25 protein-coding genes and 1 tRNA gene are annotated in these 25,734 nt (G+C 38.2%); 18 read left to right on the top strand and 8 right to left on the bottom strand.

From position 1 onward, the window contains the following. Window positions 1–8 precede the first annotated feature (8 nt). The 4 genes from G504_RS0117710 (at window position 9) to G504_RS0117695 (ending at window position 2,998) form a co-directional block, all read left to right on the top strand. On the top strand, window positions 9–440 hold the full coding sequence (locus G504_RS0117710; protein ID WP_019671536.1) for a (4Fe-4S)-binding protein: 432 nt from the start codon (window positions 9–11) through the stop codon (window positions 438–440). Between the two features lie 72 nt (window positions 441–512). Continuing rightward, a complete protein-coding gene (locus G504_RS0117705) occupies window positions 513–1,433 on the top strand; it encodes a TolB family protein (RefSeq protein ID WP_019671535.1) in 921 nt (306 codons plus the stop codon). Between the two features lie 45 nt (window positions 1,434–1,478). Continuing rightward, complete coding sequence (locus G504_RS0117700) at window positions 1,479–1,925, top strand: VOC family protein (RefSeq protein WP_019671534.1); 447 nt, start codon at window positions 1,479–1,481, stop codon at window positions 1,923–1,925. Between the two features lie 74 nt (window positions 1,926–1,999). Beyond that, on the top strand, window positions 2,000–2,998 hold the full coding sequence (locus G504_RS0117695) for a pirin family protein (protein WP_019671533.1): 999 nt from the start codon (window positions 2,000–2,002) through the stop codon (window positions 2,996–2,998). A gap of 63 nt (window positions 2,999–3,061) precedes the next feature. Here G504_RS0117695 and G504_RS0117690 read toward each other — a convergent pair whose 3' ends face one another. The 4 genes from G504_RS0117690 to G504_RS0117675 form a co-directional block, all read right to left on the bottom strand. Continuing rightward, window positions 3,062–3,385: a GNAT family N-acetyltransferase gene (locus tag G504_RS0117690; protein ID WP_019671532.1), complete on the bottom strand. Its 324-nt coding sequence runs from the start codon at window positions 3,383–3,385 to the stop codon at window positions 3,062–3,064. Window positions 3,386–3,438: 53 nt separating this feature from the next. Beyond that, window positions 3,439–4,749, bottom strand: coding sequence for a UDP-N-acetylglucosamine 1-carboxyvinyltransferase (gene murA, locus G504_RS0117685; RefSeq protein WP_019671531.1), 1,311 nt, complete (start codon window positions 4,747–4,749; stop codon window positions 3,439–3,441). Between the two features lie 15 nt (window positions 4,750–4,764). Then, window positions 4,765–5,418, bottom strand: a complete 654-nt coding sequence (locus tag G504_RS0117680) for a DUF4290 domain-containing protein (protein ID WP_019671530.1) — start codon at window positions 5,416–5,418, stop codon at window positions 4,765–4,767. Window positions 5,419–5,503: 85 nt separating this feature from the next. Continuing rightward, the gene (locus G504_RS0117675; RefSeq protein WP_019671529.1) at window positions 5,504–5,791 is read right to left on the bottom strand and encodes a DUF493 family protein; all 288 of its coding nucleotides are present in this window, start codon (window positions 5,789–5,791) and stop codon (window positions 5,504–5,506) included. 87 nt (window positions 5,792–5,878) lie between these two features. On the opposite strand from G504_RS0117675, the gene G504_RS0117670 reads away from it, so the two are divergent. The 5 genes from G504_RS0117670 to G504_RS0117650 all read left to right on the top strand — a co-directional run bounded on the left by G504_RS0117670 (window position 5,879) and on the right by G504_RS0117650 (window position 10,409). Then, window positions 5,879–6,445: an AAA family ATPase gene (locus G504_RS0117670; protein ID WP_026348682.1), complete on the top strand. Its 567-nt coding sequence runs from the start codon at window positions 5,879–5,881 to the stop codon at window positions 6,443–6,445. Further along, a complete protein-coding gene (locus G504_RS0117665; RefSeq protein WP_019671527.1) occupies window positions 6,445–8,343 on the top strand; it encodes a RecQ family ATP-dependent DNA helicase in 1,899 nt (632 codons plus the stop codon). Before G504_RS0117670 ends, G504_RS0117665 begins: the two co-directional genes overlap by 1 nt. Beyond that, window positions 8,340–9,287 carry a methionyl-tRNA formyltransferase gene (gene fmt / locus G504_RS0117660; protein ID WP_019671526.1) on the top strand — a complete coding sequence of 316 codons (948 nt, stop codon included), beginning with the start codon at window positions 8,340–8,342 and terminating at the stop codon, window positions 9,285–9,287. Before G504_RS0117665 ends, fmt begins: the two co-directional genes overlap by 4 nt. A 175-nt stretch (window positions 9,288–9,462) precedes the next feature. Next, entirely contained in the window at window positions 9,463–9,735 is a 273-nt protein-coding gene (locus tag G504_RS0117655; RefSeq protein WP_019671525.1) for an HU family DNA-binding protein, read from the top strand. A 113-nt stretch (window positions 9,736–9,848) separates the two neighbouring features. Then, on the top strand, window positions 9,849–10,409 hold the full coding sequence (locus tag G504_RS0117650) for a YqgE/AlgH family protein (protein WP_019671524.1): 561 nt from the start codon (window positions 9,849–9,851) through the stop codon (window positions 10,407–10,409). Here the strand turns inward: G504_RS0117650 and G504_RS0117645 are convergent. Then, window positions 10,402–11,244, bottom strand: coding sequence for an aminotransferase class IV (locus G504_RS0117645; protein ID WP_019671523.1), 843 nt, complete (start codon window positions 11,242–11,244; stop codon window positions 10,402–10,404). The genes G504_RS0117650 and G504_RS0117645 overlap by 8 nt on opposite strands. Before the next feature lie 53 nt (window positions 11,245–11,297). After that, complete coding sequence (locus tag G504_RS0117640; RefSeq protein ID WP_019671522.1) at window positions 11,298–11,681, bottom strand: START-like domain-containing protein; 384 nt, start codon at window positions 11,679–11,681, stop codon at window positions 11,298–11,300. Window positions 11,682–11,816: 135 nt separating this feature from the next. On the opposite strand from G504_RS0117640, the gene G504_RS0117635 reads away from it, so the two are divergent. From G504_RS0117635 to G504_RS0117600, 7 genes are all read left to right on the top strand, one after another. Further along, window positions 11,817–11,890: transfer RNA gene (locus tag G504_RS0117635), tRNA-Met, on the top strand. A gap of 337 nt (window positions 11,891–12,227) precedes the next feature. Beyond that, window positions 12,228–13,730, top strand: coding sequence for a S10 family peptidase (locus tag G504_RS0117625; RefSeq protein WP_019671520.1), 1,503 nt, complete (start codon window positions 12,228–12,230; stop codon window positions 13,728–13,730). A 34-nt stretch (window positions 13,731–13,764) separates the two neighbouring features. After that, entirely contained in the window at window positions 13,765–14,457 is a 693-nt protein-coding gene (locus tag G504_RS0117620) for an aspartate/glutamate racemase family protein (RefSeq protein ID WP_019671519.1), read from the top strand. Between the two features lie 269 nt (window positions 14,458–14,726). Next, window positions 14,727–16,274, top strand: a complete 1,548-nt coding sequence (locus tag G504_RS0117615; protein ID WP_019671518.1) for an amidase — start codon at window positions 14,727–14,729, stop codon at window positions 16,272–16,274. A 94-nt stretch (window positions 16,275–16,368) separates the two neighbouring features. Further along, on the top strand, window positions 16,369–17,496 hold the full coding sequence (locus G504_RS0117610; protein WP_019671517.1) for a TolB-like translocation protein: 1,128 nt from the start codon (window positions 16,369–16,371) through the stop codon (window positions 17,494–17,496). Window positions 17,497–17,783: 287 nt separating this feature from the next. Then, window positions 17,784–18,734, top strand: coding sequence for a proline iminopeptidase-family hydrolase (locus G504_RS0117605; protein WP_019671516.1), 951 nt, complete (start codon window positions 17,784–17,786; stop codon window positions 18,732–18,734). A gap of 100 nt (window positions 18,735–18,834) precedes the next feature. Continuing rightward, complete coding sequence (locus tag G504_RS0117600) at window positions 18,835–19,350, top strand: nuclear transport factor 2 family protein (protein ID WP_019671515.1); 516 nt, start codon at window positions 18,835–18,837, stop codon at window positions 19,348–19,350. A 436-nt stretch (window positions 19,351–19,786) separates the two neighbouring features. Here the strand turns inward: G504_RS0117600 and G504_RS0117595 are convergent, their stop codons facing one another. Beyond that, window positions 19,787–20,794 (bottom strand): AI-2E family transporter, encoded by a 1,008-nt coding sequence (locus G504_RS0117595; RefSeq protein ID WP_316928677.1) that lies wholly within the window; start codon window positions 20,792–20,794, stop codon window positions 19,787–19,789. A 416-nt stretch (window positions 20,795–21,210) separates the two neighbouring features. Between G504_RS0117595 and G504_RS0117590 the strand changes: the two genes are divergently transcribed. Both G504_RS0117590 and G504_RS0117585 read left to right on the top strand, forming a co-directional pair. Beyond that, on the top strand, window positions 21,211–21,936 hold the full coding sequence (locus G504_RS0117590; protein WP_019671513.1) for a peroxiredoxin: 726 nt from the start codon (window positions 21,211–21,213) through the stop codon (window positions 21,934–21,936). 140 nt (window positions 21,937–22,076) lie between these two features. Further along, complete coding sequence (locus tag G504_RS0117585) at window positions 22,077–23,042, top strand: calcium/sodium antiporter (protein WP_026348679.1); 966 nt, start codon at window positions 22,077–22,079, stop codon at window positions 23,040–23,042. Window positions 23,043–23,087: 45 nt separating this feature from the next. Here the strand turns inward: G504_RS0117585 and G504_RS0117580 are convergent, their stop codons facing one another. Further along, entirely contained in the window at window positions 23,088–25,727 is a 2,640-nt protein-coding gene (locus tag G504_RS0117580; protein ID WP_019671511.1) for a cation-translocating P-type ATPase, read from the bottom strand. Window positions 25,728–25,734: the final 7 nt, after the last annotated feature.

The raw sequence follows: 25,734 nt of genomic DNA, 5'->3' as shown, positions 1-25,734 counted from the left end.
ATAAAATAATGGCAGAAAGAGAAATAGTAAAAGAATATGCAAACGGGGATTTCATTGTGGTATGGAAACCTAAGAAATGCATTCATTCGGCTATATGTGTCAATACTTTGCCGAAAGTTTATGATCCTGATAAAAAACCATGGATTGAACCAAAAAATGCATCTATCGATGAATTAAAATCGCAAATAGACAAATGTCCTTCAGGGGCACTAACTTATTATATTAAAGGAGAAACAGAAAATTTAGAAGATATGTCAGATAATACACGAGTAGAAGTAATGGCAAATGGGCCACTGTTGGTACACGGTACTTTAGAAGTAAAGGATGCAAGTGGTAAGACTGAAAGCAAAAGCGGGGTAACTGCTTTGTGCCGATGCGGTGCATCAGACAATAAGCCTTATTGCGATGGGGCTCATAAGAAAATTGACTTTGCAGGATAAAGTAAATAATATATTATTATAATCGAGGCGAGTGGAATTGAAGCTCACGGCATTAACAAATCCCTGATTATTATGAATTCAATTTTTAATAAAACTCTGGTAATTCTATTTATTATGGGTTCTTTACAAAGTTTTGGACAAGCATCGCAGCTTAAATCAATGCTAGAGATTTTCTCACTCGAAACCGGTGAGAGAAAGGTAATTTACGAAGAAATGGGGCACTTTGAGGCACCTAACTGGAGTAAGGATGGTAACTCCTTAATTCTCAATCAAAATGGTCTCTTATACAGAATAAAAACCGATGGGAGCTCAAAGGAACAAATAGACACAGGATCGGCCGTTAAATGCAATAATGACCACGGAATTTCTCCCGATGGCACCATGCTGGCAATTAGCAATAATGATCCTATTGAGGGGGTAACATCCGGCACTTCCCGTATCTATACATTACCTATTGAAGGGGGTATCCCTAAACTTGTGACCCCGAAATACCCTTCTTACTGGCATGGATGGTCTCCTGAGAGTGATGCTGTTGTGTATACAGCAAGTCGTGACAATAATTTTGATATCTATAGGATTTCTATTCATGGAGGGAATGAGGAGCGCCTTACAAATAGTGCCGGATTGGATGATGGCCCGGAATATTCACCGGATGGATCTTACATTTACTACAATTCAATGCAATCCGGGTCTATGGAAATTTGGAGGATGAAAGCCAATGGCAGCGAAAAAGAACAGTTGACTAACGATGCATATTCCAATTGGTTTGCCCACCCATCGCCGGATGGAAAGTATTTTGTTTTTATTTCCTATCTGGAAGACCAGGGAGATCGTCATCCACCTTTAAAAGATGTGGCATTGCGCCTTTATGATCTCAATACTAAGGAAATTAAAACTCTTTGCTTTTTTACAGGAGGGCAGGGAACCATAAACGTTCCCTCCTGGTCACCAGATAGCAAACATTTTGCATTTGTTTCTTATAACAATAAATAATCCAATCTTTTTAAGTATCCATTAAAACAGCCAAAATCTTTTCCAATGAAAAAACTCATACTCTTACTATTCATATGTTATTTTTCAAATTCTTATGCGCAGGACTTTGACTTTCAATACGATCACTATTCGTTTGTAGTTACCGACCTTAAGAAGACAGGAGATTTCTATGCCAATATCCTGAAATTAAAAGAAATCCCCCATCCTTCTGCATCAAAAGGGTTTAGATGGTTTAATATTCATGGGAATTCTCAATTACACCTGATAGAAAAAGATTCGGTTATCAGACTAAATAATAAAAGTGTCCATCTTTGCCTTGCTACCAAAAACATGGATGGCCTTATCTCCTATCTGGAAGAGAAAGATATCCCCTACTGGGATTGGCCCGGGAAAAAGAATGCTGTTACAGACCGGGCAGATGGCGTAAGACAAATTTATATTAAAGATCCGGAAGAAAATTGGGTCGAAATTAATACTGCAGCCCATGAATAAAGGGTTTCCATTTCTTTTGATATCGATATTCAAAATCCTCTTGTAAAATTACTAAAACATTAAAACTTACTACAATGAGCATCCCTGTTAGTCGTATTTTTCCTTTGGGTTTCCCATGGGAAACTCAAGATCCTTTTTTATTCTGTGTTTATCATTTAGATCATTATCCAAAGGGCAATAATGCAATGGAACCTGCAGTTTCCCTTGAAGGACGTAATCTGGGTAATGACTTCACATTAAAGGATGGCTGGAGAATGTATCACGGACATACCATTCCCGGGTTTCCCTATCATCCTCACCGGGGTTTTGAAACAGTTACTATTGTGAATAAAGGATTTTGTGATCATTCAGATTCACTGGGAGCTGCCGGTAGATTCGGGCAGGGCGATGTGCAATGGATGACTGCAGGCAGGGGCGTACAACATTCAGAAATGTTCCCTTTGCTGAATACAGACCGGGATAATCCCTTAGAATTATTTCAAATTTGGATTAACTTGCCTAAAGCAGATAAATTTGTTGAACCGCATTTCAAGATGCTCTGGCATGAAGATATCCCCCTGGTCAGGATAAATAATACTACGGTAAAAATAATAGCGGGAAACTTCAAAGGAACCCAAGCACCGGAGCCGGCACCCAATTCGTGGGCTGCTAATTCAGATCATGAAGTAGCCATTTGGAATATCCATATGGATGAAAACGAAAAGTTTGATTTACCTCCGGCATCTGCAGGTTTGAAACGCACCCTCTATTATTATGAAGGGCATGAAGTTTCAATTGAGGGGCAGATAGTTAAACCGGATCATGGCGTGGAGCTTATCTCAGATGCCGAAATTACTATAAAAAATGGCGGTGAGAAATCGCACTTTTTGCTGCTGCAGGGGAAACCTATAAATGAGCCGGTAGCAAAGTACGGTCCCTTTGTTATGAATACTCAGGAGGAAATTCAGCAAGCTATGGAGGAATACAGGCTTACTCAATTTGGCGGCTGGCCCTGGCCACATGCAGACAACGTTCATCCCAGGGAAAAAGGAAGGTTTGCTAAATACCCTGATGGAGAAGTTGTTGAACGTTAATTACTTTTTTAAGAATTAGTTTAGGGTATTTATTTAAACTAATACTTCAATAACTATTTTAAGTTAACCTATTGAAAATCCCGGTGCCAGCAAGTTCTCTGCTTTGCCCGGATTGCGTTTCAGATACGCGGCAATAAAAGGGCATAATGGTGCCATTTTAAATTTGTTTTCTTTAAGATATTCTAGAGTTTTAGCCACAATAATTGCTCCCAGACCATTCCCTTCAAGGGAGGGCGGGACTTCTGTATGGGTAAGGTAAATAATATTATTTTCGGCCTGGATATATTCTATAAATGCAATTTCATCCTTGATGTGCAATTCAAACCTTTTCTTTGGACCTGAAACGTTATTAATAAGGGGTAGATTTTCCCACACTGGATTTTTCATTTACAAGGTTTTAATTCTGTAGCGTTTCCCGGGAATTCCGCATATTCAATTCCCTATTGTATCCTTTCAATCCTTGCACCAATAGCCCTGAGTCGGTTATCAATATCCTCATAACCCCTGTCTATCTGTTCAATATTGTGTATAATGGACGTTCCTTTTGCACATAGAGCAGCAATTAAAAGAGATACTCCGGCTCTTATATCAGGGGAAACCATTGTAGTTGCCTTTAAAGTAGACTTAAAGTCGTGGCCAATTACTGTAGCCCTGTGTGGATCGCAAAGTATTATTTTTGCTCCCATATCTATCAATTTATCCACAAAGAACAAACGGCTTTCAAACATTTTTTGATGCACGAGCACCTCGCCCCTGGCCTGGGTGGAAATTACAAGGATAATACTTAACAAATCAGGTGTAAGTCCGGGCCACGGAGCATCTGAAATTGTTAATATGGACCCGTCAATATAATTATGGATTTTATAACCATCTTCATGTGCGGGTATATAAATATCGTCTCCCCTTTTTTCCAAAGAAATACCAAGTTTCCTGAAAACGGAAGGAATCTGCCCAAGGTCGTCCCAACTAACATTCTTTATCGTTAATTCACTTTTGGTCATGGCTGCCAATCCTATCCAACTGCCAATTTCTATCATGTCTGGCAGCATGGTATGTTCTGTGCCTTTCAATTTCGTAACCCCGTCAATCACCAATAAATTAGAACCAATCCCCGAAATTTTTGCGCCCATTCTGTTTAGCATCTTGCACAATTGCTGCAGGTAGGGTTCACATGCAGCATTGTAAATAGTAGTCTGCCCATCGGCCAGAACGGCTGCCATAACAATGTTGGCGGTACCTGTAACCGATGCTTCATCTAAAAGCATATAAGTGCCTTTTAGTTTTTTGGCTTCTACCCCATAAAAGTGTTCCTCTTTATTGTATCGGAATTTTGCGCCCAGTTTAATAAATCCTTCAAAATGTGTATCCAATCTGCGCCTGCCTATCTTGTCACCTCCCGGCTTAGGAATGTATCCCTGCCCATATCTGGCAAGCAATGGGCCGACCAGCATTATAGAACCCCGTAATCCCCTGCCATCAGATTTAAACTGTTCAGATTGCAGATAGGACAGATTTATATCATCTGCTTTAAAGGAATAAGAGCCTTTGCCCTTTTTTTGAATTTTTACTCCCAGGTCTTCAAGCAGGGTGATTAATTTATTGACGTCGAGGATATCCGGAATATTATGGATAACAACCTCTTCAGGGGTGAGTAATACTGCGCAAAGAATCTGAAGTGCCTCATTTTTTGCGCCTTGTGGAGTTATTTCTCCATGAAGTTTATGACCGCCCTCTATTTTGAATGTACCCATTTAAGCAAGAAGTATTTAATATCGCTTTTTACCTCTGCCAGAATTTCGCTGACTCTTTTTTGAAGATCCGGTTCTGTTGGATTTTGAAATCCGGCTTTTAAGAAACTGTCCGCTATCCGTAAGGCTCACACCATCGGATGCCAAATCTATTTTGCCATGACTTAACTCATAGAGGTGCTTAAAAATAGCCTTGTCCTCTACCGTATCCTTATTCCAGTTAAGGTAGCATTTCTTCATGTGATTTGCTATCGCATACTCCAATCCTGCCCGTTTATCGCCTTCATCCCATCCAATAGCCACATCAATCATTCGCTTTATATTGTTCCCGTAAAAGCGGTATTTAGGATGATTTTGAGGGTATTCCAAGGGTTCGGGTCTTGCTTGCAATAATTCTTTTGAAGTTATGGGGAAAGGTGATTCAACATCCAGCTTAAAGTCAGACATAATAAACAATTGATCCCAAAGTTTATGCTGAAAGTCAGGAACATCCCTCAAATGTGGTTGAAGGTTACCCATGACACTAATAATAGCCTTTGCTACTTCATTTCTCTTCTCATCGTCTTCAATGGAAACGGCATGATCCACCATTTTCTGAAAATGACGGCCGTATTCGGGAATAATAAGCTTTTCGCGCTCAGTATTGTATTCTAAGTTTTCTACTGTATTCAAATTTCTATGTAATTCTGATTAAATATGTAAAGGAAGTATATCTATAACGGTGGCAAATTAGGAAAATTATCCCAGTTATCCCAGTTTACAAAGATATTACGCCCTCAATGAGGCCAACTTCTTTATATTTCTCTATAACCGCATCAGGATTTGCAAGATTTACCATAATGGAAAGGCTCGTATATTTACCCTTGCTGGATTGTTTGGATTCAATTACTGCCCCGGTATTATCAAATATCACCTCTATTTGAGTGATCTTATCACGATCTGTTGGTACTATGAATTTATACAGGTAATCTGAAGGCCAGCTATTGCTTTTAAGCAATTCTTCTTTTAGCCTAAGGTAAAAATCGTCCGATTTCTCAGTATCCATTTAAAAGTTTTTACAAATATAAAGCTTCACAATCAATTTTTTAAGCTTGCCTGCATTGATTACTTTTGTGAGTGTAAAATTTAATGTTTGAAATCGAAAAAGGTAGTTATTACTGGTGGGCCGAGCACAGGAAAAACGGTCATTATACAACATCTTGAAGCTATTGGACATCATTGTTTTCATGAGATCGTTAGAACAATGACTCTTGAAGCAAAAAAAGAGGGTGATCCTGAATCCTTTGTTTCAAATCCGCTTACTTTTGTCAAAGATCCTTTCGAATTTAACCAACGGATTCTTAACGGCAGGATGCAACAGTACAGTAAATCTAAATCTGTTAAAAGTTCCTGTGTTTTTTTTGATCGTGGTATTCCGGATGTACTGGCTTACATGGATTATTTTAACCAAAGCTACACCCTTGAATTTGAAGAAGCCTGCACCAGCAGAAGATATGATAAAGTTTTGATACTGCCGCCATGGGAAAAGATCTATGTATCTGATAATGAAAGACTGGAAAGTTTTGAGGAAGCTATTGAAATTCACGATCACCTGGAGCGTACCTATATTAAATATGATTATTACCCGGTCCGGGTCCCAACCGGTACCGTAAAAGATCGTATATCTTTTATTTTAAACGAGTTGAAGGAAAGTAATTAATGAAGGACCCGCAAGAAATCTTAAAAAAATATTGGGGATATCAAAATTTTAAAGGGTCTCAGAAACCTATTATAGATGCTGTGTTGTCTGGTAAAGATGTGCTTGCACTTTTACCAACAGGGGGAGGAAAATCTTTATGTTATCAAATTCCGGCCATGGCCTTTGAGGGATTATGTATTGTGGTTTCGCCTTTGATAGCCCTTATTCAAAACCAGGTACAGCAATTAAAGGATTCAGGGATTAAATCTGTTGCCCTGACAGGAGGTATTTCCAAAGAAGAATTAAATAATCTGTTAGACAACTGTGTTTATGGGAATTACAAATTCTTATACCTGTCTCCGGAGCGTTTGCAACAGGAAATTGTAAAAGACAGGATTGCCCAAATGCAGATTAGCCTTTTGGCAATAGATGAGGCGCATTGTATATCTGAATGGGGAAATGACTTTCGACCTGCCTATTTAAATTGTGCGCTATTGCGGGATATAAAGCCCGAAGTTCCGGTAATTGCTCTTACGGCTACAGCTACGGCAAAAGTTGCTGATGATATTACACAGAATCTTCGGTTTAAAGAGTATCAGGTATTCAAAGATTCATTTAACAGGAAAAATATATATTTTGGGGTTATTTGGGAAGAGGATAAACAGCGGCGCTTATTTGAATTATGCAAAAATTCTGATAAAAGTGCCATTGTCTATGTGCGCAGCAGAAAAATGACACAGGTACTTACTTCTTATCTGCAAAGAAAAAATATATCCGCGACCTATTACCACGGAGGCATACCAAAAGAAGAAAAGGAAAAGAAACTAACTATGTGGCTTAGCAATGAAGTAAGAATAATGGTGGCCACAAATGCTTTTGGAATGGGAATCGATAAAGCCGATGTATCCCTGGTAATTCATTATCAAATACCGGAAAGCATAGAGAACTACTATCAGGAAGCAGGAAGAGCGGGCCGTAACGGACTGCCCGCAGAAGCGATTTTAATAACTAACAAGGATGATGAAATACAACTAAAAAATCAGTTTTTGAAGGTATTGCCTGATATTACCTTTTTGAAATTACTTTACAATAAGCTAAATAATTATTTTCAAATACCTTATGGAACACTGCCTGAAGAAACCTTTCAGTTCCGGTTTGAAGAATTCTGCCATCACTATGAACTTAATTCGGCAATGGCATACAACGGGTTACGCGTTCTTGATCAGAATTCGGTAATATCTTTATCACAGAATTTTTCACGTAATACAACCGTTCAATTTTTAGTTTCTAAAAAGGATCTTCTGGACTATTTGGAGAGATATCAGCGACTTGCACCATTAGTGCAAACTATTTTAAGGACATATGGGGGAATTTTCGATTTTGAAACGAAAATAAATACGTTGTTGATTTCGAAAAAAGCAGGGCTCCCGGAAGATAAAATAGTAAATACCCTTGCTCAACTGGAGAAAGATAAGATCATAGATCTGAAGGCAAAAAACAGAGATCTGGAGCTTGTATTCCTGGTACCAAGGGAAGATGACTTAACAATTAATAATTTTTCTCAAAAGGTTGAAATGCAATTGCAGACCAAAACAAGCAAAGTAGCTAGTATGCTTGCTTACATTAATAATAACCGCGTTTGCAGAAATCGTCAGTTACTATCCTACTTTGGAGAAAAGAGCGACCAGAATTGCAATAATTGTGATGTCTGCAATACTCCGGAAAAACTGGATAAACAAAACTTTCTTGAAATAAAAAGCGATATAATTTCACTGCTAGAGCAGAGAGAAAGCAGTTCGAGGACTATTATTCAGGATTTACCGCAAAATGAACTTTTGATATTGCGAGTACTTCAAAAATTACTTGAAGATGGAAATATTAGTATAAATTCAAAAAATGAATATAAGCTGCTAAGATGAGAAACTTGAGAATTGTATTTATGGGAACCCCGGATTTTGCAGTTGCAACACTAGATATGCTGGTGCAAAAGGGCTATCAGGTTGTCGGCGTAATTACTGCACCCGATAAACCTGCGGGAAGAGGTCGCAAATTACATGAATCTGCGGTTAAGCAATATGCCAAAAAAGCCGGTCTGCATATTATGCAGCCCAACAATCTAAAGGATAAGGTATTTCTTGATGATCTGGGTTCACTAAAGGCCAACCTTCAAATTGTGGTAGCGTTCAGAATGCTGCCAAAAGAGGTATGGGCAATGCCCGAATATGGAACATTTAACCTTCATGCTTCATTATTACCTCACTACAGAGGGGCGGCCCCCATTAACTGGGCTATTATTAATGGTGAGAGGGAAACAGGTGTTACTACTTTTTATATCAATGAGAAAATAGATACAGGAGAGCTTATTCTTCAGGAAAAAACTAAAATTGGACCAGAAGATACTGCGGGCGATTTACACGACAGATTAATGAATATGGGAGCCCAACTTGTTTTAAAAACGGTATCCCTTATTGAAAATGACCAGGTAGTAACACAAAAACAACCCCAGGAAAGCCAATTTAAAACTGCAGATAAACTAAATAAGGAAACCTGTAAAATAAATTGGGAAGAATCCGCTAGGAAAATCTATAATCATATCAGGGGTTTAAGTCCGTTCCCAACTGCGTGGACCAATTTGAAAAATAACGATGAATTAATTCCAATTAAAATATACAAGTCTAAATGGCAAAAAGAAGCACATAATTTTAAGCCTGGAACTATAAAGTCCACTAAAAAGGAATTAAAAGTTGCAACTCCCGGGGGTTATATTTACCTATTGGAATTGCAACTGCCAGGCAAGCGAAAAATGGCTGTTGGGGATGTTTTAAATGGTCTGAAAATCAAGGAATCGGCCTATATGACCTAAAGGCCCGTTACCATTGGGCTGGGAGAATCACCCAAAAAAGGCCAACTTTATCAACAAACGTTTTAAGTTATCAACAAAAACGTTGATTTACCCCAGTTTTACTTGTCTTAACCGCAAATCCGTATAAATTTGTTTAAGCTTAAAATTATTTAACAACAATTAATTTAATTAAATTATGAACAAAACAGAATTAATTGATGCCATGGCAGCTAGTGCAGGCATCACTAAAGCAGCAGCAAAAAAGGCTTTGGAGTCTTTCTTAGGTAATGTAGAAGGTTCTCTTAAGAAAGGGAATAGAGTATCTCTAGTAGGTTTTGGATCCTGGTCTGTGTCTAGAAGAAATGCTAGAGAAGGCAGAAACCCTTCTACAGGTAAGACTATTCAAATTCCAGCTAAGAATGTAGTTAAATTTAAAGCAGGTTCGGATTTAAGCAGTGCTGTAAACTAAGCCATCCTTTAAAAATATATGAAAGCGCTCCCAATTTCGGGGCGCTTTTTTAATTTATAGTGCTTTTTGTTATTAAATAGATTTATCTTATTTTAGATTGTACTAACAAAGTTATGATAAGTTTAAAGCCTCAAAAAGGGAAATTACTAATTGCAGAACCGGCACTGACAGGAGATGTTTCTTTTAACCGGTCTGTTGTCCTTTTGGCTGAGCATAATGATGAAGGTTCTGTAGGTTTTATTCTTAACAAACCCTTGAATTATGATATCAGCGATCTTGTTGAGGGCATAGACGTCCCTTTTCAGATATTCAACGGGGGTCCGGTAGAACAGGACAATCTATATTTTATTCACAAAGTACCCCACCTAATTGACAATAGTATTGAAATCTCGAATGGAATTTTTTGGGGTGGAGATTTTGATAAAACTGTACAACTCATTAACCAAAAAGTAATCACGAACGCGGACATTAGATTTTTTCTCGGTTATTCCGGCTGGTCTTCACTGCAACTAGATCAGGAGCTGGATTCGAAATCATGGATTGTTGTAAAGAATAAATACGAGAGCAATATCATTGAAAAATCTACACTTGAATTCTGGAGAGAAAAAATGCTGGAACTAGGTGGCGATTATTTATTGTGGTCCAATGCCCCCGAAAATCCAGGCCTTAATTAAATCTCGCAGCAGCATTTAATTTACCCAGTATATCCCTGGCTACTATATTCCCGAAAGTTTTCTTTCTGTATTTTGAAATTGGCTGTATTCCATTGCGGCTGTTTGTGATAAACAGTTCATCGGCTTGTTGTAGTTCAAATGGGGAAATTGACTCTTCCAGACATTCATACGTGTCAACTTTGTTAAGAATATCCAGAATCTTTTTTCTTATTATTCCCTTAATACAGCCGTCTCCCAAAGGTGGTGTTCGCAAAACATTGCCTTTTACAAGGAAAATATTTCCATCTAGCGCCTCCGCGACAGATTTGGTATCATTGAGCATCAAACAATTGTGATACCCGTTTTCCTTTGCATAAATACTACCCACTACATTCAGGATTCTATTGTTGGTCTTAAGATTGGAAAGCATGTTTTTGCTCAACGTAAAATCTTTAAATAATTCCACCTCATAACTTTCCTCTTTTAAGATATAATATGGATTCGTCAGAGGATCTGCGGAAATAAGATAAGATACATCATTGCTTTCCGGTGTATATAAGCCTCCGTTTTTTCTAAAAACGGTAATCCTTATTTTAGCTGACCTGGTTTTTTGTTCTTCCGGAAGTAGCATTAAAATTTGCCCTTCCAAAAATTCCATCGTAAAAGACATGGGTATCTCCATCCTCAAAATCCGCATGGCCGACATTAGACTTAAATAATGATCTTCCCAGAAGATAAGCTTTCCGTTCACAACCCTAAGCGTTTCAAATAGGGCATCGCCAAAAAGCAATCCCCTGTTATTCACATTGAGATAAAGTTCTTTGTCATCTACTATTTGTCCGTTGTAATTAACCATAAAAAAAGGCCTTGAAAATCAAGGCCAAATATACTGTTAATATTGATTTAATATTACTTTGAACCTAACACTTGTTTAAGATCCGAGACCTGGTTGGTCCATAACATCTTTGCTTCGTCAATCTCATCCTCTTCAGCAAAATCCGTTATAAAAAGAGAAACATCTTTTGTAATTTCATCTACTATAATCCGCATCTCAAAAAAACTATCATCCTCACTCTCGGCCCAGCTAAACTTAACAAACTCATCGCTTTTCTTTTTCAATAGTTTGGCCTGCTCTTCAGAGCCATCCCACATGAAATTAAAAATTTCGCCACGGGAATTCACATTGTCTGCAAACCATTCAGACAGTCCTGATGGTGTTGACAGATACTGGTATAACAACTGGGGGGAGGACTGTATTACAAACTCAATTTCAAATTTTAATTTATCACTCATTCCACAACATATTTAGGTTGGACAATATATATATTTATATATGATAAAAAAATAAAACTGACATATTAATTTTGATCACTGAATTTTGACGGACAAGAAATTAACCTTTATATTTGCAGCCATTTTGAAATCTATGGCGAGGTAGCTCAGGTGGTTAGAGCGCAGGATTCATAACCCTGAGGTCGGGAGTTCAAGTCTCCCTCTCGCTACTTATTAAAACAATAAACCCAGGGTTTCCATCCTGGGTTTTTTTGTACATTACTACTTGTGGGCTTTCGAATCTTTGAAAGGCATGAGAGGGGATTAAAGACAAAGCGCTTTTTTTTGTTATAAAGCACTGGTATCAGGAGGGAACAGCTCGTTACCAAAAAAGGAAGAAATATTGAAATCCATTGAACTGTAATTAAAAAAAAATAAGGTTAGTACAAGCTTAAAATGATAATAACTAACTTCGGCCATAGGACAATGAACTTATTTTATAAGTCCGATTTGTGCAATTTTTATAAAACTTAACTAACACAAGAATTTATCTCACCTTTCCATATTATGAAAAACTATTTATTTACTGCCTTGTTTATCCTTTTTACACTAACATCATTCTCTCAGGAACAAACCGAAAAAAAGGAATTGCCGTTGGGCGAAATATTTACTTCCACCCAATCTGTCTCAATTAATGGCAGAACTATAAATCTGGATACTGAAACAGGTACAGTTCAACTGCGGGATGAAAATGATAAGCCAATTGCATTATTTGGCTTCACACATTATAAGAAAGCAGGCTCAAATGAAAACAGACCCATCGTTTTTGCTTTTAATGGGGGGCCTCTGTCAGCATCCTTCTGGTTACACTTTGGAATTTTAGGCCCAAAGCGGGTTGAAATAAATGACCCGGACTACACAAAGCCTGCTCCTTATAAATTTGTCAACAATGAGTTTTCAATTCTGGATAAAGCCGATTTAGTTATGATAGATCCAATTGGTGTTGGCTTTAGTAAACCCATAGGCGAGTCAAAATGGAAAGATTTCTGGGGAGTAGATCAGGACATACGAAGTATCGGACTTTTTATAGAACAATTTATTATCCGGTCCGAAAAATTTAACGCTCCCAAATATTTGTTGGGTGAAAGTTATGGGACCTTTAGAAATGCTGGTCTGGTAAAGTTTTTACAGGATAAAGGTATCGCTATGAACGGAGTAATTATGGTTTCCGCCGTGTTTGAATTACAGCATTTACTTTTTGGCCCGGGGGATGATATTTCATATTTAGTACATTTTCCTACCTATGCTTCCACTGCATGGTATCATAATAGGGTAAAAGATAAGGGGGAAAATCTGGAATCATTTTTAAATAATGTACGCAGTTTCACTGAAGAGGATTACGCATCAGCTCTTCTTAAAGGAGATAAACTGACTGCAGCTGAAAAAGCGGTTATTGCACAAAAACTAGAAGATTTTTCGGGTTTAAGCAAGGACTATTGGTTAAAGGCTGATTTACGCGTTACGAATGGTGAGTTTTTTCAGGAATTATTTCGCAAAGAAGGCCTTACCGTGGGCAGGCTGGATTCCAGATTTACTGGTATCAATGAAGATCTGCTATCTCAGGTTGCCTTGACCGATCCCCAGGGAGATGCTATTTCTCCACCCTACATTGCAGCCTACAAAGACTATTTATATAATGATTTGAAGGTTAGAAAAGATTTGAGCTATATCACAACGACAGGTTCAAGAAAAGATTTTAAATGGGACTGGAATCATAGCGGAAATATAATTTGGAATGCGCAAGTCGCTGTAAGCACTTTGCCTGATATGACTTCCGCAATGAAAAGAAATCCAAATCTAAAAATACTTATTCTCAATGGATATTACGATTTGGCAACCGTCTTTTATGGCGTAGAACATTCTATAAATCATATGGGTTTGGATGCTGACTTAAAGAAAAACATCATCATGAAATATTACGAAGCGGGTCATATGATGTATATACATGAGCCATCCATGGAAAAGTTCAAAAAAGATGTGGATGAATTCATTGACCAAACTTCAAATTAATATAAAATAGACGGTAACATGCTTGAAATTATATATGAAAAAAATAGGGTTAATTGGGGGAATGAGCTGGGAGTCTTCCCTGGTTTATTATAAAATCATAAATGAGAGGGTACGTGAAATTTCAGGAGGATTTCACTCAGCTAAGTGTATTATGGAGTCCGTTGATTTCGCTGAAATAGAAAAACTACAACATAAAGGCGACTGGGAATCTCTAAATAGCATTATGGTTGACGCTGCAGGGAATTTAGAAAATGCCGGAGCTGAACTTATTATATTATGCACAAATACAATGCATTTATGTTCTGTAGAGATAATAAAAAATGTGAATCTTCCTTTTTTGCATATTGCGGAAGCAACCGGAAAAAAAATTAAATTAGAAAAACTCAAAAAAGTGCTATTGCTTGGAACCAAATTTACAATGGAAAAGGATTTTTTCAGGGAAATTCTAAGAAACGATTTTGATATCGAAGTAATCATACCCAATGAAATGGATCGGGAAATTGTTCATAAGATAATATATAAGGAACTCGTTCATGGAAAAATAGAATCCTCATCAAAAAGAACGTATCAGAGAATAATCAATGATTCAATAAAAAATGGTGCTGAAGGTGTAATATTGGGCTGTACGGAAATTCCATTATTAATAAAAAGTCGTGATGTAACTATCCCCACGTTTGATACTACCAGAATTCACGCCGAAAGTGCCGTGGAATTTGCTTTAAATTAGCGGGAGGATGACAGTTGCAATCACTTGATTTACGGCATAAAGGTTCATCATACTTTAAACCTGAACAAATCGTAACGAAATCATTTTAAGTTCTTGAAAACATCTGTATCAAATAACATATATTGCAGTAAAGAATAAAATCAAAATAATAGCCGAGATAGTAATAAATTCTGACTTTGTAGCCGGCTTTAGCTTTCTTGAAACTTGACGGGAAGTTGCCACGCAATCAGTTAGTATTTTTATACCAAAGGTTATAGCCAATATATAAAATGAATAAACTTACAGCCTTTTCAACTTTTACGATACTGTCTTTCTACGTCAGTGTATGCCAAGTAGCTGATCAACAAGTAAATATCGATATAGAAGAACTGACAATCGTCGGGATTCACAAGGCATATGCTGATGGCTCTTACAACAGTCAAAATTTAGTTGAAGCATATTTATCTGCTATCGGGGAAGCTGATGACGAAATCAATGCCATTACCATCATAAATCCAAATGCGCTGCACACAGCCAAGGCTCTTGATCAGGAATACCAGAAGACAAAAGTATTACGCCCGCTACATGGCATTCCAATTATTGTAAAAGACAATATTAATACTATCGGATTGCCAACAAGTGCCGGAGCTTTTGCACTTCAAGATTTTATTCCAGAGGAAAACGCTTTTGTTATAAAAAAATTAGTAGAAGCTGGAGCAATAATACTTGCAAAATCAAACATGGCTGAATGGGCCTTTTCTCCTATGCATACTGAAAGTTCTACGGGTGGCATAACCCGCAATCCTTACAACCTCGATTATGTCCCGGCGGGATCAAGTGGAGGAACCGCTGCAGCTATTTCTGCCAATCTTGCGGTAGGGGGTTTAGGTACTGATACGGGCAACTCCATTCGCGGACCATCTTCACATAATTCACTTGTGGGATTCAGGACTACACTTGGGTTAATCAGCAGAGAAGGTATCGTTCCCTTGTTTTTAAGAAATGATGTGGTAGGCCCCATGTGTCGTAATGTTGAAGATGCCACACGGATTATGGAAGTTATGGCAGGATTTGATTCAAAAGACCCTATCACTAAAAACTCTTTAGGTAAAACACCTGATAATTACAGGAAATATTTGGTAAAGAATGGTTTAGAAGGCACCAGAATTGGCATACTTAGGGAACTTAGCGATCATGAAGCAGATCCAGACATAAAGGCTTTATTTGAAAATGCAATTTCAGATTTAGATTCATTAGGTGCGGAAATCATTGATCCGTTTGTAATTCCTGATTTTGCAATCCTGAGACAAAACCAATGGTGCGCTACCTTCCGAACCGATGTGGAGTCCTTTTTAGCAACCTATGTGAAAAGAGATACTGTTAAAACTTTGGAGGATATTATTAGAATTGGAACCACCTCAGAATTTTCCGGTAATCGCCTGGCAACTTTTGCCGGCAATAATGGCAGGTGGGGGGGCCAGGAAACGGAATGTTTGGATGCCTATCAGGACCAACTGAGAATCGCGTTTAGAGAAGCAATTGAAAATGCTATGGATTCTTTAAAACTAGATGCCATTATCTACCCTTCTTGGAATAACAAACCTGCACTTATTGATCACTTTCAGGATGAGTATAAAGGAGATAATAGTCAAGTTATAGCACCTCATACAGGACAGCCTGCTTTCACAGTTCCGATGGGCTTTAGTAATGGTAATTTGCCAGCAGGGCTTCAATTTCTGGGAAGGATGTACGATGAGCCTACTTTAATAAAACTAGCATATTCATATGAACAGGGAACAAAGTTTCGAAAACCGCCAAAACTTAAAAAAAAGCTGTAAAAAAAGATAAAATGCATTAAAGCACATTTTATACGCACTGTTAGCAGTAATTTCCGACGAAATTTTATCCGGAATAATTTTAAAACACGATTTTATGAAAAAAATAAAAAAGACTATTTTACAACAACAAATACTTCTTTTATACTTTCTTCTACAGATAATTAGTGGTTTAGGACAAGGTAATGATAAAACAGAAACTGGTTTCATAAACGCCAGTCCAATAGATAATTTACCCCCATATATAAAACTTGTAAGCGGTTTTGGGGAACGTCCGGATTGGTCTCATGATGGCCGATTCATTCTTTTTTTAGATAAACCAATGGGCGAAGTATATGAATTGGAATTAGCAACCGGAATAATACGTCCAAAAACCAGACATTTTAATCATTACGGTTTTACCAGGGCCATGTATTTATCAAATGGCGACATTCTACTTTCCGGTCCAAATGCGCTCTTTGATCCTACAGATAATGAGGAAAGAGATAAAGCACGTGACCTTACCTGGTTGTATGTAATGGATAAAAGTGGTGAAACACCCCCGGTTCCTTTAAATACTCTTTGTGCTGAAGGGCCAGCTGTTTCCAGAAATAAGATGAGAATAGCCTGGACACACAGAGATCGCCAATTACCTGAGTTGGGAAAAAATAGGGCAAAGCTATTAATGGCTGAAATAATTTATCAAGATGGAATACCCAAATTAGCCAATGAAAGAGTGATTTTTGATTCAAAGCAGTTACCTTTTTCACTGGGTCATGCAAGTCTTGAAACACAAAATCTTGTTCCACCAGAAGATATAAAAGTCACATTTGCTGTTTATACTATTAATAATGGAAATAATACCGATGTTTATATGGTAGATAGCGAAACCGGCGAATACAGAACTATCACTAACTCTCCCTGCTGCTACGATGAGCCGGAAGGAATATTTCCTGACGGTTTACATACTCTGGTCGAACACGGACCCTCCGACAAAAATGCCTGGCCACTGCTTGATCTGTATAAATTGAAATTAGATGGATCAGGTGAAATGCAAAGACTAACTTATTTCACTGACTATAAGGGCTACAAGGCCAATCAGGGAGTAATATCAGACGATGGGAAATATTTAAGTTTTCAGATAGGAAAAGATAATACAGAACCCGGTGTTGGTTTCGGTTTCCTGATTATGGATTTGGAAGAAGCTGCAGAACACCTGGAGGATTTTAGGACTTACAATGAATAAGAAGAACATCCAATTTTTTAATCTATAAAACAAAGATGAGATTTATTTAATTAGAATGACTATCTGATAAATAAAACCAAAAAACTACCGATAACACGGCATATATTTCATTCGCGGTGGAATGGTTTACCAAGCTTACATGCAACTGCTAAATATAATCCTAACTTTATAATGAACAGCATTGAAACGCCAACGAAATTATATATCAAGCCGTCAGCCGTTTTAATTCTTAAATACAAGAATTGGTAAATCCATCGTAGGTATCTAAACCTTTCAAAACTATAAATATGACGAACAATTCTAACTATTATATCCTGATACTACTTTTAATTTCCAGTTGTACTTTTAATTCAAAACAATCAAACCCGTTTCTCCGGCAAGGGGAAGGATTTGTAGAAGTAGAAGGTGGAAAAATCTGGTACGGAATAATGGGCGAAGGTAACAATACACCTTTGCTGTGTTTACATGGCGGTCCAGGAGGTACGGGTAAGAGTTATTATAATTTATCCGAAATAGGGAAAGAGCGCCCGGTAATCATATTCGACCAATTAGGAACAGGACGATCCGACCATCATCAGGATACAACTTTACTAAAAGTAGAAATGTTCGTTAAGCAAGTGAAAGCAATTAAATCGGAGTTAAATCTGAATGAATTCTATTTGCTGGGCAGTTCTTGGGGGGCAGCGTTGGCACTTGAATACTACACGCAACATCCCGAAGGTATAAAAGGAATTATATTTAATAGCCCATATTTTAGCACTCCAATTTGGACAGAGGACGCGGCAAAACTTGTAGCGGGACTTCCGGATTCTATCCAAACAGCAATTCGCATAGCTGAAAGGGATAGTGTCTTTGATACGGATGCCTATATTGCTGCCAATAGCTTCTTTGCTAGTAGGCACGGCCGAAGAAAAGAACTTGTCAAACATCCATATGACACTGTGGAGTCCAACAGAAATACATTCATATATAATTATATGTGGGGGCCAAGCGAATTCATTGCAACAGGCACATTAAGGAATTACGATAATGTTCAAAGCCTCAGAAAAGTAAAAGTACCTGCATTGTTCACAACAGGTGAATTTGACGAAGCTCGTCCAGAGACAGTTACTAAGCTAAGTCAGATGGTGGAAGATTCCAGATTTGTAATCATACCGGATGCAGGGCATTTTTCCCTCAATGATAACAGAGAGGCATTGGTAAGAGCAATACAAGAATTTCTTAAGAATAAGAAATGAAGACAGAGAAATGGAACATTCGCCAACAAGGCTATGATTTAGGAAACAAATGGGTAAGCTGAAAACCGATTAGAGTAGGCAAGATATAACAAGAAACAATATGAAATCACATAAATTAATACTTCAGGTTACTTATGCGCTATTCTTATTAGTTACAATATCCAGTTGTAACGAAAAAAATAAGGAACCCGAAAATACACAAGCAACCATGCCTCTTATTAACAAAGAGGATCTCGAAAACGAAGTCTGGCGAATGGAAGAGCTATACTGGGATTATGCAAGTAAAAATGATACAATTGCTTACAAAAAGCTTTGGCATAATGATTTTATCGGGTATCCAAGCTTTGGTAATGGAGTATCCGATAAAAGTAAAATAGCATCCTGGATTCCAGAATTACACGAAGATAAAAGCCGGATATATAGTTTTAAACTTTATAGAAAAGCAGTGAATTCTATTGCCGATGTGGTAATTGTATTTTATGACTTTGATCAAATTTTGACAGATGAGCAAAATAATATTTTAGAGAAAAAAACATTTAAGATTACCCACACATGGAAAAAACTGGGCGACACATGGCTAATCTTAGGTGGAATGGCAGCTGATAAGGTTAAATGACTTTGAAAACTATCACCAACGAGGTGTAAAAATAATAGCACAGTTCTTACCTATTTTGAAAAGCGATAGGATATTCCCCTGATTCGTTTAATTCTTGCTAAGTTAGTTGCTTAATCATGCAATTTCCCGCAATGGAAATATAATAATTATAACTTTTTTTATTCGGGAAGCAACCCTATATGACTTTGATAAATTCAATTTATTAGGAGAATGGTGAAAGAGAATATTCTCTAAACCCCTCAACATGCGACAAATGAAGATTGTAAAACCTTCATAACTCAACGGGGAAAAGGATGGCAATAAGCTCAAGGGGTTGCCGATTTGTTTTAAGAGAGGATATCTTATTGAGAATCATTGCCTTCATGCTTCATGAAATTTATTGAATTTAAATGGTCAGCTTAAATTAAACACCGATTTTGGTAAAATCCGGATGTTGTTACTTTTCATTTTTATCCTTAAAAAAAAGTCTAAAAAATCGGTTCTCATCTTTATCAAATTTCTCCAGGAAAATATCTGACTTCCTTGATAATCCGTCTTCCATTAAGTAACTTATAGGCGCCAATACATCAAAACTTCTAAATACCTCTTTTGAAATGGCCAGGATTGGCAGAGCCAATACCATACCTGATATACCCCAGATAAAAGCTCCCAAAAAAAGACCGATTATAATAAACAACGGGTTAATCTTTATACTTGCACCCATCACATTTGGCGAGATTAGGTTGCCTTCTAACTGCTGTACAACGATATACCATGCCAGTACAGCCCATGGTTGCCATAGCGTATCCGCAGCTATCAGCATATAGGTAAAAGGAAGAATAGCACCAATGGTGGTACCTACATAGGGTATGAGTTCCAGAAAACCTGCCAAAAACCCCCAAAAGAATGGATACGGAACTCCTATTATCCAAAGTCCGGAGCCAATAAGTAACCCTAGTATGATGATAACCAGACCCTGCCCTATCATATAGCGTTTGACTAATTTTTGCAATTGCTCAAAAAGTTGTTCTGTATTTTTTCTGTATATGGGATTTATTTGTGAAAGAACAAAATTTTTAAAAGCAGTTCTGTATAAAAGCATGAAATAAGTGATAAGGATAATCAATATTATATTTGCAATGATGCTTGTACCCGATTGAAAACTTTCCTCCAACAAGCCAATGGGGATGTCTATCGCTGTAAGCAAGTTTTCTGAAATCCAGTTAGAAGAAGTTTCCGGGTCCAAGTTGAACTGTTGGTTGAACCACTCCATAAAGCGCGTGGCCACATTGCTAAGTTTGTCGCGTATAGAAGGTAGCTCGCCGAACAGGATCCTTGATTGGTTGAAAAAGAAAAATAATACTGCAAATAATGGTACGACAGCTACAAGGTAAGCAACTAAAATAGCAATTATCCTATTGCGCAGTTTCACCTCGAAAAAGGCTACGATGGGCATTAGCATCAAGGCAAAAAAAAACTAAATATTAATGGAACAAGAATAACCCTACCTTCGATGAGCAAATAGACGGTCAAGGCCGTTGAACCGAAAAAATAGAAAACGTTGGGCAGATTGATAGTGTATTTTTTCATAAGGTTTTTTAGCGGTTTAATAAAGTTGCTTTATGAGCCCAAAATAATTCAGAATCCTCAGATTATTGCGACCTGAATCTGCTTTGCATTGCAAGTAACCGAGGTAATATCTCTTGCTTCAAATATAACTTTATAGTCAATTTTTCGAAATGACTAAAATCATATTATGCGCTGTTCAAAAAGTGAGGCGAGTTTGGGGCGACAATGACCCAAATCATTTTATAAAAAATATTCGCATTTTAAATTTGTGATCATTAGTGTGACTATTATTATAAATCAAAAAATCTTAATATGGAAACTTTTACAGAAACAAAAGAACAACTGATTCCAATGCCAAGAATTGGAGATAAAGCCCCTGATTTCCGGGCAGTGACAACTCAGGGAAATATAAATTTCCCGGAAGATTATAAAGGATCATGGGTAATCCTTTTTAGCCACCCTGCAGATTTTACACCGGTTTGCACCTCTGAATTTATGACTTTTGCCAAACTCGAAGGGAAGTTCGGTAAAGCAAACTGTAAATTGGTTGGTCTTTCAATAGATGGTTTGTATAGTCATATTGCCTGGTTAAGAACGATCAAGGAGAAGATTGAATTCAGGGATATGAAAAATATCGAGGTTAAATTCCCATTAATAGAAGATATTACCATGGATATTGCTAAAAAATATGGTATGATCCAGCCTGGAGAAAGTAAAACCCAGGCCGTACGGGCTGTTTTTTTCATTGACCCTGATGGCTTTATTCGGGCAATTATATATTATCCTTTGAGTTTGGGTCGCAATTTTGATGAGATTTACCGCGCCTTAATTGCAATGCAGACGGCCGATGAGTTCTCTGTGGCTACCCCTGCAGACTGGCAACCAGGAGATGATGTTATTGTGCCACCTGCCGGATCTTGCGGTACTGCCGAAGAACGCATGCAAGGACAAAACGGGGAAGTTAGCTGTACCGATTGGTTTTTCTGCACCCAAAAATTGGAGAAAGACAAAGTCCTGGAAACTGTTCTCAAGGATTGATATATGAGATTTTTGTTTTTGTTCTGTTCATGGGCAGGGGCTCTTACATAAAGGCATCATTTCCATGGATTAGGATTTCCTGTTACTGATTTATGGCTTTTACGAAAATCCGCCTGGCACAAAATTTCAAACAGTAGGTGATGGATCCGCTTGTATATCTTATTATGGGTATTTTGGGCTTATGGTTAGGCACCGAATTAACAGTCAGGAATGCCATAAATATTGCACGACATTTCAATATTTCAGAACTGTTCATTGGTCTTACTATTCTGGCCTTTGGCACAGATTTACCGGAACTCGTCGTAGCCGTTGAAGGGGCCTTTAAAAACCTTGCCGGTACAGATGCGTCAGGGGTAGTCGTAGGTAACGCCATTGGTAGTTCTATTGCGCAAATAAGTATTGTTATAGGTTTCATAGCCTTATTCTACTATGTCACTACAGGAGAGATCCAGAAAAGGCAAATAGCAACAGAGCTTATAGGTTCCGTAATACTCCTGGCGCTTGTTGCCTTTGACAATGTTATCACGTGGAATGACGGTGCATTGCTGCTTATAGCGTTTTTAATGTACATCTTCACTTTGTACCGAAGGGAAACGAAAATAGCAGATAACGAAAGATCAAATGAAAAGGATAAAAAACAAGTTATCCCAATTGCCCTGACTATACTATTCCTGGCAGGCAGTCTTGGGATCGTTATTCTCAGTTCCCATCTTACCCTTGAAAATGCCTTAATTATGGTGGAAAAATGGGATGTTAAACAATCTTTTGTAGGGGCTATCATCATAGGACTTGGAACCAGTCTGCCGGAACTGGCTATTTCACTTAAGGCACTTTCTGCCGGTAAAGCCAGCCTTTCTGTTGGCAATATCGTTGGAAGTAATATTTTCGATCTCCTGGTGCCATTGGGCGTTGGCTCGCTCATTTCACAAATAGAGGTGGGCAATGCCGTGCTTTGGTTCGATATGCCCGTGTTGTTGCTTATAAGTATTGTCTTTGTCTGGTTTTTGGGCAGAAAGAAAGGACTACAAAAAAGAGAAGGGTTTGTGTTAATCCTACTCTATATCTTCTATAGTTTAATCAAATTTATGGTAAGCTGGTCCGTATAAACAGTAATTCTTATAAAACGAAGACAAAAATTATCCTTCTTTATATTACCCCCTAAATCGCTTAACCAATTGTGCGAGCACTATGGAACCAAGAGCGAATAAAACTGTTATACCCAATTGTTCCGGAGATATTGGTAATAAGCTCAGGGCCTCAGCAATTGGGGGTGCCAGATATGCACCCAGTGTAATAAGCACTGAAAGAGCAATAGCTCCCCAAACCCATCCGTTTTTTGTTACTTCATTCTTAAAAAAAGACGCCTTCCGCTTCGGCATATTGAACACATTAAACAATTGTGCAAACACCAAAGTATAGAAGGCCATATTATTAATAATGTCCCAATTTAACTTCAGGACAAAACTTGCATAGACCACAATTCCTATTACGGATGCACTTATGCTCAATCCGTAGACCATGGTGGCATACCAATCCTTGCGTGTTAATATTGGCTCCTTAGGATCGCGGGGTGGCTGCTCCATAATATCCTCTTCGCCTTTTCCGAGTCCCAGTGCCAGAGCAGGGAAGACATCAGTAACCAAATTCAAAAATAATATTTGCAAGGGTAAAAGGGGGGATGGAAGATTTAGCAAAGCGGCAACGCCTACGGACAGAATTTCGGCCAAATTACAGGACAAAAGATAAATGGCAAACTGACGAATATTCTGCAATACCACTCTCCCTTGTCGAATGGCCATTTCAATTGCCGTAAACTTATCGTTCATTAAAATGACGTCAGCAACTTCCCTTGCTGCTTCAGTGCCTCGTATGCCCATGGCAATGCCCACATCTGCTTTTTTCAGGGCGGGCACATCGTTGATCCCATCCCCTATCATACCAACAATATTGGCATTTTTTTGATACATGGTAATAAGGTCCAGCTTCTGCCGGGGTGTAACTCGTGCAAAAACTGCGGCTTCAAGTAATGGCGCACCAGCCATTTCCTCTGTAAGCTTCATGCTTTGAAGATCTTTACCCTCCATCACTTTATCACCTGGAGCCCGTGGTTCCAAAAGTCCCACTTCCTCTGCGACTTTTTGTGCCGTCTTCGGGTGATCCCCAGTAACCATAATTACATTGATTCCCGCTTTCTTGTAAATATCTATAATGGCTTTTACATCTTTTCTTGGAGGGTCCATAAACCCGATTACACCCAGAAACGTAAGCCCATTCGTCAAGGATTCCTTTTCGGGTATTTTTTCTACTTTCCTATAGGCAAATGCCAGGGTACGAAACCCCTGAGACGCAAGATCATCAACTTTACGGTACCATTCTTTCTTAGTTTCGAAACTTTTAACCTGACCTTCCTCAAGAATATGAGTACAAGATTGTACCAGTTTTTCAAAAGCCCCTTTTGCATATACATGGTAACCATCTTTTCCCAGATTTACAGTGGCCATAAGCTTGCGATTGGCATCAAAGGGTAGTTCTAATTTTTCAGGATTTTCAATCTGGATGTTTTTTATATCATACCCGGCTTGATCTGCAAAATCCAGCAACCCTATTTCAATGGAATCCGACTGCAATCTATAGCCGGAATGAATGACATTATTACAAAGAATACTCGTAAGCATCATTTTATTAAAGGCTTCGTTTTTCTTTATAATATTGAACTCTTCGGCTTTATATTGGGTTACATTGGTCAAAGTGGTATTTGCTATAACAACAGTGTGGACCTTAATTTTATCTTCAGTGAGTGTCCCTGTTTTGTCTGTGCAGATTATATTGGTTGCCCCTAAAGATTGTACAGCTTCCAATTTTTTAATGACAACCTGTTTTTTTGCCAGTTGCAGCATCCCCTGGGCTAAAGCAATGGTGGCAACAATGGGCAGTCCTTCCGGAATGGCTGCAACTGCCAAAGCCACGCCTGTTTCAATCATAAGGATTATATCTCTTCCGCGTATAATACCGGCAATAACAATTAAAACGACAAAAATTAAGGTTAACCAGATCAACCATTTTCCAAGTTGTTTTAATTTTTTTTCCAAAGGTGTAGCTTCCTTTTCTGCCATTACCCCCATTTGCTGGATCTTTCCCAATTCAGTATTTTGGCCAGTTGCGGTAATAATTGCACTTCCCGATCCGGTTACTATGGTTGTACCTCTGAAGACCATGTTTTTTTGATCGGTTACCGGAGTTTTTTCAGATAGGATAGCTGTATCCTTGCTTACAGGAATGCTCTCGCCTGTTAAAGATGATTCCTTTACAGACAGGCTATCGATCTCTATCAAACGAGCATCCGCAGAAACTACATCTCCTGTTTCCAAAAGAACAATGTCGCCCGGAACCAAACTGGCAGCCTTGATCCTGTGCTTTTTGCCCGAGCGAATCACGGAAGTCATAACCTGACCCAATTTGCGCAGTGCTTCCAGAGAACGGACTGCCTGCAGCTCCATAAAAAATCCAATCGCAACTGAAATAAATATTACAATAACGATAGCGAATCCTTCCAATAAATCACTGAATAAAAAAGCAAGGATTGCAGCAGCCGTAAGAATATATATAATTGGGTCTATAAACTGGTCGGCTAAAATTTTCCATCGCTTCTTTGGCCCATCTTGCAGAATTTGGTTCGGGCCAAATGTTTGCCGATGCTTCAAAACAGTTTCCCTGTCCAATCCATTAGATAGATTGCTGTTGAGTTTGTCTGCAATTTCTTGTACGCTGAACGAACACGGCGCCTGGACCATTTAACTA

This window comes from Eudoraea adriatica DSM 19308, from assembly GCF_000382125.1.
GTDB classification, from domain to species: Bacteria; Bacteroidota; Bacteroidia; order Flavobacteriales; family Flavobacteriaceae; genus Eudoraea; species Eudoraea adriatica.
This window is presented reverse-complemented; position numbering and strand designations above follow the sequence as displayed.